This window comes from Neorhizobium tomejilense, assembly GCF_964254135.1.
Lineage (GTDB): Bacteria > Pseudomonadota > Alphaproteobacteria > Rhizobiales > Rhizobiaceae > Neorhizobium > Neorhizobium tomejilense.
Map to the genome: position 1 here is coordinate 3348509 of NZ_CAXUSO020000001.1, position 15614 is coordinate 3364122.

Genomic DNA, 15614 nt, shown 5'->3' on the forward strand with positions numbered 1-15614 from the left:
CACTCCATGGCGTCTCAGATGTGAAACTCAGACAGCGTGGTCGTATTCGAGGCTCGCCTGGATCAGTTCCCGGGCATAGGGATCCTTGGCCTGACCTGTCGCCAGCACGTCTCGGCTCATCACCTCGACCACGCGACCATGCTGCATTACCGCCAGCCGCTCGCACATATGATCGATCACCGCAAGATCATGGGAAACGAAGAGATAGGTCAAGTTGCGTTTTGCACGCAGATCGGCGAGCAGATTGAGCACTTCCGCCTGCACCGAGACATCGAGCGCCGAGGTCGGCTCGTCGAGAAGCAGGATGCGCGGTTCGAGAATGAGCGCCCGTGCGATCGCCACGCGCTGGCGCTGGCCGCCGGAAAGCTCGTGCGGAAAACGCGACAGGAAGGCCGGATCGAGACCGACATCGATCAGGGCCCGCTCCATGCGTTCGACCTGGCGGTCCATGCGATGGATGCGGAGCGGCTCCTGAAGCGCCGTGCGGATCGACTGGCGCGGATGGAGCGAACCGTAGGGATCCTGGAACACCATCTGGACCGTGCGGCAATATTCGACGAAGGGCATGTCGTTGACCGACCGCCCCTCGAGCTGGATATCGCCTTCCCAGACATTCAGAAGACGGGCGATGCAGCGCAGGATGGTCGATTTGCCGGAACCGGACTCGCCGACAAGCCCGAAGGATTCGCCAGCTTCGACCGAAAAACAGACGTCGCCGAGAATGCGCTTCTTTGCCAGACCGTAGCCGAGATCGATCGAGAGGTTGCGGACGTCGATGGCGGTCATGCGCGCACCTCTTTGGTCTCTGGGGAGATGGTTTGGCGGTTCAGGACCGGAAGCGGCTTGCGGCTGCCGCCGATATGCGGCTGTGCGGCAAGCAACCCTTGGGTATAGGGATGCGTGCAGTTGCGCATGTCCCTGGCCGCCCGCTCCTCGACGACCTCGCCATGGCGCATGACCATAACCCGGTCGCAGAAATTGCGCACCAGATTGAGGTCGTGACTGATCATGATGAGGCCGATGCCCTTGTTGGTCACCAGCTCGTTCAGGATGTTGAGGACCTGCATGCGCACGGTGACGTCGAGCGCGGAGGTCGGCTCGTCGGCGATGATGATCTGCGGCTCGGGGATCAGCATCATGGCGATCATGATGCGCTGGCCCATGCCGCCCGACACTTCATGCGGATAAAGGCCGAACACCCGTTCCGGATCGCGGATCTTCACCGCTTCCAGCATTTCCAGCGTCTTCTGCTTCGCCGCCTGGGCCGATGCCCTGCTGTGGACGCGGTAGGCCTCGGCGATCTGGTCGCCGACGCGATGCACCGGGTTGAGCGAGAATTTCGGATCCTGGAGGATCATCGAAATGCGTCGGCCGCGGATCGTCAGCATCTGCCTTTCGGTGGCGGAGATGAGGTCGGTACCGCTGAAATCCATGCGGTCGGCCTCGATCTTCGCGGTCGGCAGCAACTTCAGAAGCGCGCGGCCGATCGTCGACTTGCCGGAGCCGGACTCGCCGACGATACCGAGCCGCTCGCGGCCGAGATCGAAGGAGACGCCCTTGACGACGGTGTTGTAGGTCTTGCCGCTGCGATAGCTGACGCAGAGATTTTCGACCTTCAGGAGTGCCTGGCTGTTATCCATGGGGAGAGTCCTAACGCTGTTTCGGATCCAGCGCGTCGCGCAGGCCGTCGCCGAGAAGGTTGAAGGCAAGGCTGACGAGCAGGATGGCGCCGCCCGGGAAGGCGACCAGCCACCAGTTGTCCAGCATGTAGCGCCGGCCGGTGGCGATCATCGCCCCCCATTCGGGCAGCGGTGGCTGGGCGCCGAGCCCCAGGAAACCGAGGCCGGCTGCCGTCAGGATGACGGTCGCCATCGAAAGCGTGATGCGCACCAGAACAGAAGGCAGGCACATCGGCATGATCGACTTGATGATGATGCGCAGCGCCGATGCCCCCTGCATGCGCGAGGCCGAGATATAGTCGGCACCGCGGAAGGTCAGCGTTTCGGCGCGTGCAAGGCGGGCGATCGGCGGCCACGTGGTCAGCCCGATGGCGATGATCGCATTTTCGAGGCCGGCACCGAGGGCTGCCACGAAGGCGAGCGACAGGATGAGGCTCGGGAAGGACAGGAAGATATCGGTGATACGCATCATGATCGTGTCGTACCAGCCGCCGAAATAACCGGCCGTCGTGCCGACCAGCAGCCCGATCGGGCCGACGATGACCGACACGATGGTGATGATCGTCAGGCTGATGCGCGTGCCGTAGATGATGCGGCTCATGATGTCGCGGCCGAGTTCGTCGGTCCCGAACCAGTGCTCGGCGCTCGGCGGCTTCAGCGTGTTGCCGAGATCGATGACATTCGGATCATAGGGCGCGATCAGCGGCGCGACGATCGCCGTCAGGACCAGGATGGTGATGACGACGAGGCCGAAGCCCGAAGACGGGTTGCCGAGAAGCTCGCGGATGACGGCGAGCAGCCGGCGGAAAGCCGAATTTGGGTTTGAGCGAGTACCGTTCATGGCCACGTCCTGCATGTCGAGAGATTGAGCTGCCATGTCACCGCGTCCTCGGATCGAAGATCTTGTAAAGCGCGTCGGAAAGCAGGTTGAGCGCAATGAAGATGATACCGACCAGCAGCACGCAGGTCATCACCGCGTTCATGTCGCCGATCAGCATGTTGTTGGTGATGTATTGGCCGAAGCCCGGCCAGGAAAACACGGTCTCGATGAGGACCGCTCCTTCCAGCAGGCTGCCATAGGCGAGCGCCACGATCGTCACCAGCTGCACCCGGATATTCGCGAATGCGTGGTGCCAGATGGTGCGGCCCTTCGAGAGCCCCTTCACCCGCGCCGTGGTAACGTATTCCTGGTTCAGCTGGTCCAGCATGAAGCTGCGGGTCATGCGGGTGATATAGGCCATCGACGAATAGCCGAGGATGCTCGCCGGCAGCAGCAGATGGTTGACCGCATCCCGCAAGACCTCCCAGTCGCCGGCGATGATCGAGTCGATCAGCAGGAAGCCGGTCGTTTCCGGCACGAGGCCGATATAATAATCCGACAGGCGGCCGCCGCCGCCGACCAGATCCAGCGCCGCATAAAAGATGATCAGGCCGATCATGCCGGTCCAGAAGATCGGCATGGAATGGCCGATCAGGGTGAGGAACCGGATGATGTGGTCGACCGGCCGGTTGCGGCGCACGGCTGCCAGTATCCCGAGCGGAATGCCCAGCCCCGCCCCCACGATGATCGCGAATGTCGCAAGCTCGATCGTCGCCGGCATGACATGCAGGATGTCGTTGATGACCGGCTGCCCTGTCCGGATCGACGTCCCGAAATCGCCGTGAGCCAAATCGCTCACATAGCGAAAGAACTGCTGGTAGAGAGGAAGGTTCGCGCCGATCCGTTCCGCGACCGTGTCGTATGTGGCCTGGTCGGCCTCTTCGCCGACAATGGCGCGGACCGGATCGACAGGCATCAGCCGTCCGATGCAGAAGGTCAGGATCAGCAACCCGAGAAGGGTTGCCAATATGGTGCCGGCCTGCCGCGTGAAAGCGGTGAGACGCTCGTTGTTCATGGGACTTCCTCAGAACCGTACCGGATGCCGCGGCGCTGCCAGGCCAGGAGGCCGACGCCGCGGCTGCCGACGATTATCGTTCTTTCTTGACGGTGCGAAGCTGGGTGGACCAGGACGGGTTCAGTTCGAGACCCTTGATGTCGGCCCGGAAGCCGACACTGTCGACCACTTCGGAGAAGGGCTGGATCGCCGGCACCATATCCGCGTAATAGGTCTGGATCTCCTGATACTGCTTGGTCTGCTTGTCCTTGTTGCCTTCGACGAGAGCATCATCGACCATCTTGTTGATCTTCTCATCATAGAAGGACGTGCGCCAGCCCTGGAAATTCGTCAGCTTCGCCTCATCCGCATTGTTGGGATTGTAGACGATGGCGCGGAAATTCGAGTCCGGATGCGGCAACTGGCCGCCACCGCCGCGACCGACGAGAAGCTCATACTTGCGTTCGCGCATCGCGCCGTAGATCTGGTCGCCGGAGCCGGTGACGATCTCGGCCTTGATGCCGGCCTGTGCCAGCGTCGCCTGGATGGCGGTCGCAAGGCTCATGAACGGCACGTCGGAAATGGCGCGCAGCGTGGTCGGGAAGCCATTCGGATAACCGGCCTCGGCAAGCAGCGCCTTGGCCTTCGCGACGTCGAGCTTGTAGCCCGCATTCGGCAAGGCGCCGAAAATGCCCGCCGGAACCGGACGATCGCGCAGCTTGCCGAAATAGGGCAGCACGCTGTCGTTCAGGCCCTGGTAGTCGATGAGGTAACGAAGCGCCTCGCGAACCTTCGGCTTCTGGAATTTCTCGTCCTTCATGGAAACGGCCAGATAATAGAAGCCGCTGCCGCCATTCGTCTGGATCTTGACGTCCTTGCTGCTCTCGAGTGCCTTGAGGTCGGCAGCCGACATGGAGAAGGCGATGTCGATATCGCCCTTTTCGAGCATCAGCCGCTGGCTCTGCGATTCAGCCAGATGACGCATCATGATCCGGCGCATGGCCGGTTTCTCGCCCCAGTATTTCGCGTTCTGCTCGAGCGTGACGCGCTCGTTCGACTGCCATTGGCCGAGCGTGAACGGACCGGAGCCGGCAGAGTTGTTGGTGAGCCAGGCGGCGCCCATATCGCCGTTCTTGTCGTGCTCCGTGACCGCCTTCATGTCGAGGATGGAGCCCGGCCCGACGATGCCGAGCGTCTGCACGATGACCTGCGGATCGACCTTCTTCGGCAGCTTGATGACGACCGTGCCGTCGTCCGGAGCGGTAAAGCTTGCATCGGCATTGGCCGCAGAGAAGCCGTGGGTCTTCAGGAATGACGCCTGCGCCAGGTTGAGCTTCATCAACCGCTTGAAGGACCAGACCACGTCCGCCGAAGTGACCGGGTTTCCGGAAGCGAAGGTCGCCCCCTTGCGCAGCTTGAAGGTGATCGAGCCGTTGTCGTCGGCGATCGTCCAGCTTTCCGCCAGCTGCGGATTGACCTGGGCGCGATTGACGGCATCGAGCGCCACAAGGTTGTCATATATGTTTGTGAGAACCTGTACGGTCTCCTTGCCGGTGATGGCGGCGGGATCGAGCGTCAGGATATTGGTCATCGAGAAGCCGACGACCAGCATATTGGGTGGGGTTTCGGCATAGGCAGGCTGGAAAAACAGAGCGGAACCGAGCAATACCGGTCCCATTATTCTCGATAGCGGCGTCATGGCCGTCCTCCCTTGGATTGCCGGTCTCCTCCCGGCAGATAGATAATCGCGATCCAAGAGATATGATGTCTTACGACAGCTGTCAATCCAAAATGCCGCCTTCCCCACTCGCTACGCAGTGGCTGGAGCAGGCACCAGACATGTTTTCCGAATCTGCTCTCTGAAGCAGAGGAGGCAATCGCATATGAGGATGTATGGCGGCGCGGCATTCGCAACCCCCCTTGTGGGGAGGGTGGCCGGCAGGCGGGAGCGGTTTTGATGCAGGATGAAGTCCCCTCCCCACAAGGGGGAGGGGCTCCACGCGCCGTCCCGCATCCCATGTGCAATTGTCCTGTCGGCCGCGGGGGCTTAGCCAATCAAGGCTGATCAGTCGGCTATGCCGAAGATCGATGCACCGATGAAGCGCTCCTGATCGCTGCCGTAGTTGTAATAATAGACGCTCAGCAGCTTCCCGTCCGGCCTGACGACCGTACGCGGATAACCGAGATCGGACATGCCGCCGTCGTCGCGGATGACGATGTCGCCGCTCCAGGTCCTGCCCTCGTCGGAACTCACCCGGGCACGCAGGCCGTAGGGCGCGTCGCGATAACCGAACACAAGCACCAGCCGGCCGTCCTTCAACCGGTTGAGGGTGGGCGGATTGCCGGCATAACCGGTATTCGGCACCGGCCGGCCGATCAGTTCCCAGGTCCTGCCCTCGTCGCCGGACGTATAGGCCTCGATCCAGGCCTTGCGGTCCGGGCCGCGGCTTGCCGTCGAGCAGCGCACCAGCGTCAGCACCTTGCCGTCCTTCAGCCGGATCGACGCAGGCATGATCGCAAAGCCCTCCGGCTCGTCTCCGACGAAGCTTTCGAAGCTGAAACTCTTGCCGCCGTCGCGGGTGCGAATGCAGAAGACCTGGCCTTCCTTGCCGTTCGGCTTGGCAGCGCTCAACAGGAAGAGCGCGTCATGCTTGCCGAGCGGCACGATGTCGGTGCGCGCCGAAATGCCCGGCAGGCCGAAATCGCCGAGCCGGTAGGGACCGCGCCAGGTCCTCGCCCGGTCGTTGCTGACATAGAACCAGCTGATCGCACCACCCAGCAGGCCGGTGCGGGCGCACATGACGATCGTTTCCGGATCGGTGAAATCAATCGGCTGGTCGAGTGGGCGCAAGTCCCGTTCGATATCGATCTTCGGTTGGGCCTCGAGTTCCGGAAGCACATGTTCGTCGCCCGAAAGCGTCTGGCTGCCGGGTACGAAAGCGTTGAACCGCTCGATCGTCCAGGTTTCGCCACCATCCATGCTGCGGGCCTGCACCGGAATGAACGGCCGGGTCTTGTCGCGCGCGTGCAGGTTTTCCGCCTCGCCGCGGAAACCCTGGACGAAAATCGTCACCGCTTCCTCGCCCCAGAGCCACAGGCCGTAATTCGCCGGCCATGCAGCAAATTCGCCCGGTTTGCGGTAGACTTCGACATTCCTGATCGCATCTGGCTTGATCACGCGTTTCCTCCTTGCCGCCGAAGCGGCTCATTCATCTCTTGATTGATCGATCAACCCTTGACGCCGCTCGTCACTGCGCCGTCGATCACGTGCCGCTGCGCCAGCAGGTAGACGATGATGACCGGCAGGGTTATGAGCGTCGCCATCGCCATGACGACGTTCCAGCGTGCATCCGGCCCGCTCTGCAGAAGCTGCAGGCCGATCTGCAGGGTTGCCATCTCCCGGTGCGAGTTGAGGATGAGCGGCCAGACGAAGTCGTTCCAGGCACTCTGAAAGCTCAAGACGCCGAGCACGGCGAGCGACGGACGGGCCAGCGGCAGCAGGATGCGCCGGAAGATCGTGAACGGCGACGCACCGTCGAGCTTGGCGGATTCCTCGTATTCCATCGGGATGCGGGTGAAGAACTGCCGCATCATGAAAATGCCGAAAGGTGTCGCCGCAGTCGGCAGGATCATGCCCCAATAGGTATTGAGAAGGCCGGTGCCGCCATTGCCGAGCCAGTCGTTGCCGCCGGCAAAGGGGATCTTCTGGACGATCAGGAAGACGGGGACGATCTGGCTCTGGGCCGGCACCATCAGCAAGCCGACGACAAGCGCGAAGATCAGGTTGCGGCCGGAAAACTGCATGCGGGCAAGCGCGTAACCTGCGAGCGAGCAGAAGATTAGGTTCGAAACCGTCGAGCCCAGCGCGTAGATCAGGCTGTTCACCAGCTGCCGGCCGGCATCCGGCGAGGCCATAGCATCAAGGTAGTTCTGCCATCGCAGGCCGTCCGGAACGAAACTCGGCGGAAACCGGAAGATTTCCTGGTCGCCCTTGAACGAGGTCGAGACCATCCAGAGGAAAGGCATCACTGTGGCGAGCGCTGCAAACAGCAGCAGCAGGTAGCCGATGACGTTCATCACGTCGAAGCGCGGGAATTCCCGGCCACGGCGGCGGGCCGTGATCTGTCGTTCCATCGCGGCGGGCTGTGCAAGGTCGGTCATGCGTCTTTCCTCCGCATGATCCGGGTCCCGATGATCGAGAACACCAGGATGGTCAGGAAGAGTATGGTCGACATGGCCGCGCTATAACCGAACTCGGTATAACCGAAGGCCGTCTGGTACATCTGGTAAACGACGGTTTCCGTCGAGCCGAGCGGCCCGCCCTGGGTCATCACGTAGATCGCGCCGAACACCTGGAAGGTCTGCACGATCAGGATGATCAGCAGGTAGAAGGTGACGGAACTCAGCATCGGCACGGTGATGCGCAGGAAGATGTCCTTGCCCTTCGCCCCATCGAGGCGCGCAGCTTCGTAGAGGTCGTTCGGGATATCCTGAAGACCCGCCAGATAGATGATCATCGCAGTGCCGAAGTCGCGCCAGATCGCCATGATGATCAGCGAATTCATTGCAAGGCTGGGGTTCTGAAGCCACGGCTGCGGCGGCAGGCCGACCCGGGTCAGGACACCGTTCAGCGGCCCGGCATAGGGCTCGTAGACATAGGCCCACACGACAGCGGCCGCGATCAACGAGGTCAGGACCGGCAGGTAGAAGATCGTCCGGAAAGCGATGCGCCCCGGCACTTTTTGATTGAGCGCGACCGCGGCCAGCAGGCCGAGCACCATGGTCGGGAAGGTTACGCCGATCGTATAGTGGATCGTATTGCCGACCGCCTGCTGGAAGCGGGTGTCATTGAAAAGCTTGATGTAATTGTCGAAGCCGACGAAACTCGTCGGCTTCAGGAACGAGACGTCGGTAAAGCTCATCAACAGCGTCGCCACCGCCGGCAGCAGCAGCGACAGGAAGAGGATGACGAGCGCCGGTGCGAGGAATGCGTAGGCGCTCCAGTTCTGATGAAAACTGACCGTTTTGATCGGCCTGGATGTCGAGTTCTGAAGCGCCATCACCCGCTCCTCAGCCCTTTTTCAGCAATGTCTGCACTTCGTCCGCGGCCGCCTTCAGCGCCTTGTCGGGCGTGTTCTTCTGGAAAATGACTTCCTGAACGCCGCGTGCGACGAGCGACATCATGCGGGGGAATACCGGCGTTGCCGGCGCGGTCGGCGGGGCGTAGCTCGCGGTCTTGATGAACTTGGAGAGGTAGGGGTCGGCCTGAACGTCCTTGTTCTGCTGGGCGGACTTCAGGGCCGGCACGTTCTTGCTGGCCACCGCGAAGGCGATTTGCTGTTCCGGCGACATCGCAAACTCGACGAGCTTGAGGGCCGCTTCCTGGTTCGGTGCGCCTGCCCGGACGGCGAAGCAAAAGGGATCGACAAGCGATGTGAACCCGCCGCTCTCCTTCGGGAAGGGAACGACGTCGAATTCGACGCCGGCCTTCAGAGCGTTATTGGTGGAGTAGTTGCCCGCGATCAGCATCGCGGCGCGTCCCTGGTTGAACGGGTTGGCCATGCCGCCGGGGCCGACGCCGAAGCCCGCATCGGTGATCTTGTCGGTGACGACGAGATCTTGCAGGAAGGTCAGCGCCTTGACGCCTTCCGGACCGGCAAAGCCCGGCGCCGACAGATCCGCCGTCAGCAACGAACCGCCCGCCCCCTGCAGCAGCAGCGTGAAGAGTTCGAAGGCCTCGAGGTCGTTCTGATAGAGCTGGATGCCGGACACCTGCAGCATGCCGCCGCCGGGGCGCTTGGTGACGGCCTTTGCCCATTCGCGAAGTTCGGCCCAGTTCTGCGGCCCCTTGTCCGGATTGAGGCCCGCTTCGCTGATGAGCTTGCGATTGATGCCAAGACCGCGCGAAGTGCCGTAGAGCGGCATGGAATACTGACCGCCGTCGACACGGCCGTAGGCGAGCAGCGAGGGGTCGAGATCCGCCGTCTTCACACTCGGCAGCGCCTTGCCGAGTTCGACGAGCTTCTTGCCTGAAGCATAGGTGAGATTGTAGTCCCAATGCTGAACGATCAGGTCCGGGCCGGTATTGCCGTTGATCGCCGTCAGCATCTTTTCATTGAGCTGCGACGGTTCCGCATAAAGGCTCGACTGCAGCGCGACTTCCGCATGGGCGGTCTTGAAAGCGGCTTCGAGCGCTTCGCCGGCGGCCTTCTTGCTGCCTGCGAGCTGAGACCAGAAAACCAGTTGCTGGTCGGCCGCAAGCGCGCGGCCGGAAGCCGACATCAGGATCGGCAGGCTGGCGAGACCGGCAGCGGTGCCCGACAGAAATGCACGGCGTGTAGGCCTCATGGCATGCATGACATCATTCTTCATCGTAAACTCCTCCCGATTTATCGACGACGATTTAGTTTCTGCTGACCGTAATCCCTGCAGCGTCAAAGACGTGGATATTCGCCGCATCGCAATAGACGTTCAGCGCCCGGCCCGGTTCGACGACCTGGTCGCCGGCAAACACGCAGGTGAAATTCTGACCCTCGATAGCGCTGTGAACGATCGTCTGGGCACCCAGCCTCTCGACCGACCGCGGCACGGCGCCGATCTTCACCAGCGGCTCGCTACCGGCCGGATGCGGCGCCAGGAATTCCGGACGAATTCCGAGGACGACCTCCTCGCCGATCTTGAGGCGCTTTGCCAGTCCGTCGATCACGATCGTCCCGATGCCGTTGGCTTCGAAGGAATAATATTCGCTCTCGATCGCCTTCACCTTGCCACGCAACATATTCATCGGCGGGCTGCCGATGAAGCCGGCGACGAAACGGTTTACCGGCTTGTGATAGAGATCCATCGGTTTCCCGACCTGCTCGACGCGGCCGCCGTTCAGCACCACGATCCGGTCGGCCATGGTCATGGCCTCCAGCTGGTCGTGGGTGACGTAGACCATGGTGGCGCCGAGCTCCTTATGGAGTTGGGTGAGCTCGGTGCGCATCTCGATGCGCAATGCCGCGTCGAGATTGGAAAGCGGCTCGTCCATCAGAAATATTTTCGGCTTGCGGACGATCGCTCGGGCGATCGCGACGCGCTGCCGCTGGCCGCCTGAAAGCTTCGACGGCTTGTCCTTCAGCCGGGTGGAAAGCTGCACGGTGCCGGCGGCCTTCTCGACCTGCTGGCGGATGTCGCCCTTCGAACGGCGCTCCATCTGCAGCGGAAAGGCGATGTTGTCGTAGACGCTCATATGCGGATAGAGCGCGTAGGACTGAAAGACCATCGCCACACTCCGCGTGCCGGCCGGCCGGCGGGTCACGTCGTCCGGGCCAATTCTGATCGCGCCGTCGCTGATCGGATCGAGCCCCGCGATCAGGCGCAGCAAGGTGGACTTGCCGCAACCGGACGGGCCGACGAAAACCGCGAATTCTCCGTCCTCGATGGCAAGCGATACGTCCGTGATGGCGTCGAACGCCCCGTAGCTTTTCGAAACGTTGGATAGCTCCAGACGCGCCAAAGCTCGGCCCTCCCCTGAATTGCTTCTCCCAAAGCGTCAGATGCCTGACAGCTTCACCATGCAACAAAAAACCGGACCTGTAAACAGGTTGTTCGATAACTTCTATGCAAACTGATATGATCAGTTATACATCAAGAGCGTCACCGGGAGCGTGGAGCCCCTGGAAACGACCTATAGGATTTAAATACCGGGCCGCCGCCCGTCAGAGCTCGATCGCACGCTCGCGGGCATGCATGATGTGGCGGTCGATGGCATCGCCTGCCGCATGCGGATCGCGGGATTTGATGGCGTCGATGATCGCCAGATGATCGGCAAAGGCCGGCGGCAGGACCTGCTCGGAAAGGCTGATCCTGTCGAGCTTGATGAGCCGCATGCGGATCGCGTTGACCGCGTAGGCCTGGATCAGCAGATCGTTCTGGGTCGAGTCGACGAGAAGGTTGTGAAATCCGTCGTCGACCTTCTGGCCGCGCTCGAAGACATCCCGCGAGGGAGCATTGCGGACCTCGTCGAGGATCGACTGGTGAAGCCTGGCCTGTTCGTCGAGGATAGCGTCGGGCATCCGCCTGACGGCCGTCAGCACCGCCTCGCGTTCCAGCGCCATACGCACCTGGAAAGCCTGGCGGATGATCGAGAGATCGATCTGGGTAATCTGGATGCCTCGCTGCGGCATGACCACCAGCAGGCCTTCATATTGCAGACGCGGCAACAGCTCGCGCAGAGCGCCGATTGATAGGCCAAGGAGAGCGACGAGCTCCCGCTGGGACACGAACTGACCCGGCCGCAGCCGGCCATCGAACAGCGCCTCGCGAAACCGCTCATAGGCGATCTGTTTGACCGAGCGAAGTTCTGGCTGTTCGGTGCCGGGCGGTGCAGTACGTGCGCTCATCTGTCTCCTATCGCCGGCGATACCGGGCGGGTCAAGCAGCGGCGCGATAACCCGTCCGCTCAAACAATTCAATGAGCATAGCACGATCGCGCTGATTGAGAGCAACCAGAGGCGGCACCGCATATGCTAGACTTTCGTCGTTGCGATAATGGGCAAGAGCCGCCTTGAGGGCAACGAGCGATCCGTAGGCATCCACTGCCTCGATGCGCCGCGACTGCTTCTCCAGAATGCCCGCATCGTCGGGATTGTCGTAAAGCGCCCTCAGATCGCTGGCAAAGACGTTCGGCATGCCGCCGATCATGCCGGCGCCTCCAGCCTTGATGAGCGTCGGCAGAACCCGGTCGTCGCCCGTAAAGACGGCAAGCCCCGAGAAGGACTTCACCAGCATCAGGCCGTTTTCGAGATCTCCGGTCGAATCCTTGATCCCGGCGATGCGGCTGCCATGCCTGCGCATCAGGGCCGCGACCAGCGGCTGCGTGAAACGGACGCGGCTGAACTGCGGGATGTTGTAGAGCACGAGATCGATTTCCGTATGCGTCCTGGTCTGCTCGATCAGCGCATCGAAGAAAGCCGCGATACCGTCCTCGCTCGCTCCGTAATAGAAGGGCGGCAGGACGAGCGCGGCGCGACAGCCGAGTTTTCCATAGGCGATCAGCGAGATCACCGCGTCGTCGAAACTCGCTGTCATGATCGCCGGCATCTGACGGCCCATATCCACCCCACCCGCCTTCAGCGTTTTGAGAGCTTCGAGCTTCTGAACGGTCGAAAAGGATGCGCCCTCGCCCGTCGTGCCGAACGTGGAAATGAAGCTGCAGCCATTTGCCAGGAGACGGTCGATGTGCGCCTTCAGCCGGAGGGCATCGATACGGAATTCGGCCGTCACCGGCGTGACGGAGGCGGCAACAATGCCCTTCAGCGCTGCATTCGACATGAACAGGTTCCTCGTTATAGGACTGATATAATCAGTGTAGGTATCAGTCGTCAAATATATATTTACATCAGCCGCCCGCTGCGGCATGTTGCGCTTGGGGATTGGCGATGGAGGAACGGATGCGCGACTGCCGTCGGCATATTTTGAAGCGTGCAAAATCCATTGATTTTATTGGGATGCTTGAAAGCTCGGCTATTGGTACTAATTGCGAATGCCCCTGGGCTTCCACCTCAAACCAAGGAAACTGAACCTATGCCGGACATGCCTGCCGACACCCTCCCCGCCCGCCTCGCGAGTGCCATTCGCAATGCCATCCTGTCGAGGACCGCGCTTGATCCGGAGCCCTTTCTCGGGCTGCCGCTGGCGGATGCGTATGCGGTGCAGACAGACGTGTTTCGCGCGCTCGGCCAGCCGTTCAAGGGCGCCAAGCTGACCCTGAAGGGTGATTTCTGCCAGAGCGCACCGCTTCTGTCCGTCGACGAAGAAACCAGCCATCCCCATCAGCCGGGCATCTCGCTGGAAGTGGAACTGGCCTTCGTGCTCGACAAGGATGTCGTGGCCCGCGACGGCGAAGTGACCCGCCAGGATATCGTCGACGCGATCGGCTCGGTGCGGATCGGCGTGGAGCTTCTCCGCAGCCGTTACCAGGGCGGCTCCCGGGGCGATCCGGCCCTCGCCGCCGCCGACATGATGAGCAATGTCGGTTATGTTCTCGGCCCGCCGCTGGACCGGAGCCTGCTCGACGAAGGCGCATCGATCGGTCAGCTGTCGGTTTTCATCGACGGACAGTCAGGATTCGACAAGCCCGCAGTGCATTCCGACGGCGACCCGCTGAAGACCATGGTCGTGCTGGCGAACCAGAAACAACTCTCCTCCTTTTCCATGCTCAAGGCCGGACAGGTGACGACGACGGGCACGTTATGCGGACTGATCCCGGTCGCGGAACCGGGCAGGATCGAAGTGAACATGGGCGGACAACGGTTCGTCCTCGACCTGAGCTGACACGACCTCGAGGGATGTGGCGATGACCGAACATCTCTCGAAACCCACTAACGAACAGTAGCCAAGGCTCACCCCTCAACTCCTATCAAATTACTTACTTGATTTCTAACATGTCAGTATGCAAATGTTGGAACAACACTGGGAGGATAAATAAACCAATATGCGTTTCGGGCTCTCCGTCGCACTCGCGACCCCTTTTGACAAAGACGGCAAGATCGTGCTCGACGCGATGGTCACCCAAGCTCGCCGCAGCCTCGATGCCGGCTGCGACAGCGTCACGGTCTTCGGCACGACCGGTGAAGGCGCCTCGATCGGCAATAGCGAACGGGAAAAGGTCCTCGCCGCCATGATTTCGGGCGGCATCGCGCCGCGCCAGATCGTTGCGGGTGTTCTCGTCGACGCAGCCGGGGACGCCGCAGAACAGGCCGCACACGCTCTATCGGCAGGTGCGCGCAACATTCTTCTCGCCCCGCCCTCCTATTTCAAGAATGTCAGCGACGAGGGCCTGTTCGGCTGGTTCTCCACGGTCTTCGCCCTTTTGGGCGACAAGGCCCGCGACATCATCGTCTACCATATCCCATCGGTCACGATGGTGCCGCTGAGCCACGCGCTGATTGGCCGGCTTCGCCAGGCATTTCCCGGCATTGTCACAGGGGTGAAGGATTCCGGGGGCGAGTGGGCTTTTACCGAAAAGCTGCTCAAGGAACATGGCGACCTCATCATCCTGATCGGCGACGAGCGGCATCTGGCCCAGGGAGTGCGTCTCGGCGGACAGGGCGCGATCTCCGGCGTCGCAAATTTCGCCCCGCGCGAAGTTCGGCGCATGGCCGTGGATGGCGAAGACGATCAGCGGGTCGTCGATCTCGTTGTGGAATTGCTGAAATATCCCGTCATTCCGGCCGTGAAGGTGATGATCGCCCATCTTTCCAACAATCCGTCGTGGCTGACGGTGCGGCCGCCGCTTCTTTCGATCACCGACGAGGGTCAGCGCCTGTTGGCGTCGGCCTTCGACACCCTGTTCCGTTCGAAGGCGGCCTGAAGACCATGGATCAGGCGCGCCCCACGGAAAATCCGGTCGAGGAGCAGCCAACGCTGAGGGAGAAGGCTTACGAGAGCTTCACGCGCCACCTTCTGGCGCGTGACGTTCGCCCGGGCCAGTTCGTCTCGCAACGCCGGCTGGTGGAATTGACGGGCCTGACGCTGGGCGCAATCCGCGAACTCGTGCCGCGGCTGGAGACCGAGGGACTGATCAAGACAGTACCGCAGCGCGGCCTGCAGATCGCCCATATTGACCTCAACCTCATCCGTGAAGCCTTCCAGCTTCGCCTCTTCCTGGAAAAGGAAGCCGTTGCACTGTTCACCCAATCGGCCCCGGACCAGGCGATCGCCAGGCTTTTGCAAGAGCATCGCGACATCGTTCAGGCGATCCAGGGCGGCAACGACAGCCGCGAGCTGGAACTCCATGCGCAGGCGGTCGACTGGGGCATGCACGACGCCTTTATCGACGCGCTCGGCAACACCATCATTTCGAACGTCTACCGGGTGAATTCCATCAAGATGCGGCTGATCAGGCAGGAGCGGTTCCGCATCGACGGCCGGGTTGGCCCCGTCATGAACGAGCATCTGAAGGTGCTCGAAGCGATCGAGCGACGCTCCGTGGAGGAAGCGGTCGCAGCACTCGTCGCCCATATCAATCACGCGAGGGATCGCGCGATCAGACTTTAGAAAAAGCAGCCGGAGACAA

15 protein-coding genes are annotated in these 15614 nt (G+C 61.7%); 3 read left to right on the forward strand and 12 right to left on the reverse strand.

The annotated features are described in order from the left end of the window. Window positions 1–27: 27 nt before the first annotated feature. The 12 genes from ACSQ3G_RS16685 to ACSQ3G_RS16740 all read right to left on the reverse strand — a co-directional run bounded on the left by ACSQ3G_RS16685 (window position 28) and on the right by ACSQ3G_RS16740 (window position 12868). Window positions 28–786, reverse strand: a complete 759-nt coding sequence (locus ACSQ3G_RS16685; RefSeq protein ID WP_436110826.1) for an ABC transporter ATP-binding protein — start codon at window positions 784–786, stop codon at window positions 28–30. After that, a complete protein-coding gene (locus tag ACSQ3G_RS16690) occupies window positions 783–1640 on the reverse strand; it encodes an ABC transporter ATP-binding protein (RefSeq protein WP_436110827.1) in 858 nt (285 codons plus the stop codon). Before ACSQ3G_RS16690 ends, ACSQ3G_RS16685 begins: the two co-directional genes overlap by 4 nt. Before the next feature lie 10 nt (window positions 1641–1650). Beyond that, window positions 1651–2535, reverse strand: coding sequence for an ABC transporter permease (locus ACSQ3G_RS16695; protein ID WP_407668912.1), 885 nt, complete (start codon window positions 2533–2535; stop codon window positions 1651–1653). 22 nt (window positions 2536–2557) lie between these two features. Then, complete coding sequence (locus ACSQ3G_RS16700) at window positions 2558–3574, reverse strand: ABC transporter permease (protein WP_046634007.1); 1017 nt, start codon at window positions 3572–3574, stop codon at window positions 2558–2560. Window positions 3575–3647: 73 nt separating this feature from the next. Continuing rightward, on the reverse strand, window positions 3648–5252 hold the full coding sequence (locus ACSQ3G_RS16705; protein ID WP_436110828.1) for an ABC transporter substrate-binding protein: 1605 nt from the start codon (window positions 5250–5252) through the stop codon (window positions 3648–3650). Window positions 5253–5618: 366 nt separating this feature from the next. After that, complete coding sequence (locus ACSQ3G_RS16710) at window positions 5619–6731, reverse strand: sialidase family protein (protein WP_436110829.1); 1113 nt, start codon at window positions 6729–6731, stop codon at window positions 5619–5621. A gap of 50 nt (window positions 6732–6781) precedes the next feature. Then, window positions 6782–7714 carry a carbohydrate ABC transporter permease gene (locus ACSQ3G_RS16715; protein WP_436110830.1) on the reverse strand — a complete coding sequence of 311 codons (933 nt, stop codon included), beginning with the start codon at window positions 7712–7714 and terminating at the stop codon, window positions 6782–6784. Next, a complete protein-coding gene (locus tag ACSQ3G_RS16720; RefSeq protein ID WP_436110831.1) occupies window positions 7711–8613 on the reverse strand; it encodes a carbohydrate ABC transporter permease in 903 nt (300 codons plus the stop codon). Before ACSQ3G_RS16720 ends, ACSQ3G_RS16715 begins: the two co-directional genes overlap by 4 nt. A gap of 10 nt (window positions 8614–8623) precedes the next feature. Further along, the gene (locus ACSQ3G_RS16725; RefSeq protein WP_046602070.1) at window positions 8624–9925 is read right to left on the reverse strand and encodes an extracellular solute-binding protein; all 1302 of its coding nucleotides are present in this window, start codon (window positions 9923–9925) and stop codon (window positions 8624–8626) included. 31 nt (window positions 9926–9956) lie between these two features. Then, window positions 9957–11051, reverse strand: coding sequence for an ABC transporter ATP-binding protein (locus ACSQ3G_RS16730; protein WP_436110832.1), 1095 nt, complete (start codon window positions 11049–11051; stop codon window positions 9957–9959). A gap of 202 nt (window positions 11052–11253) precedes the next feature. Next, on the reverse strand, window positions 11254–11937 hold the full coding sequence (locus ACSQ3G_RS16735; protein ID WP_436110833.1) for a GntR family transcriptional regulator: 684 nt from the start codon (window positions 11935–11937) through the stop codon (window positions 11254–11256). A gap of 31 nt (window positions 11938–11968) precedes the next feature. Further along, window positions 11969–12868 (reverse strand): dihydrodipicolinate synthase family protein, encoded by a 900-nt coding sequence (locus ACSQ3G_RS16740; RefSeq protein WP_436110834.1) that lies wholly within the window; start codon window positions 12866–12868, stop codon window positions 11969–11971. A gap of 252 nt (window positions 12869–13120) precedes the next feature. Between ACSQ3G_RS16740 and ACSQ3G_RS16745 the strand changes: the two genes are divergently transcribed. The 3 genes from ACSQ3G_RS16745 (at window position 13121) to ACSQ3G_RS16755 (ending at window position 15595) form a co-directional block, all read left to right on the forward strand. After that, the gene (locus tag ACSQ3G_RS16745; RefSeq protein ID WP_436110835.1) at window positions 13121–13870 is read left to right on the forward strand and encodes a hypothetical protein; all 750 of its coding nucleotides are present in this window, start codon (window positions 13121–13123) and stop codon (window positions 13868–13870) included. A 160-nt stretch (window positions 13871–14030) separates the two neighbouring features. Then, window positions 14031–14909 (forward strand): dihydrodipicolinate synthase family protein, encoded by an 879-nt coding sequence (locus tag ACSQ3G_RS16750; protein WP_436110836.1) that lies wholly within the window; start codon window positions 14031–14033, stop codon window positions 14907–14909. 5 nt (window positions 14910–14914) lie between these two features. After that, window positions 14915–15595 carry a GntR family transcriptional regulator gene (locus ACSQ3G_RS16755; protein ID WP_436110837.1) on the forward strand — a complete coding sequence of 227 codons (681 nt, stop codon included), beginning with the start codon at window positions 14915–14917 and terminating at the stop codon, window positions 15593–15595. Window positions 15596–15614: the final 19 nt, after the last annotated feature.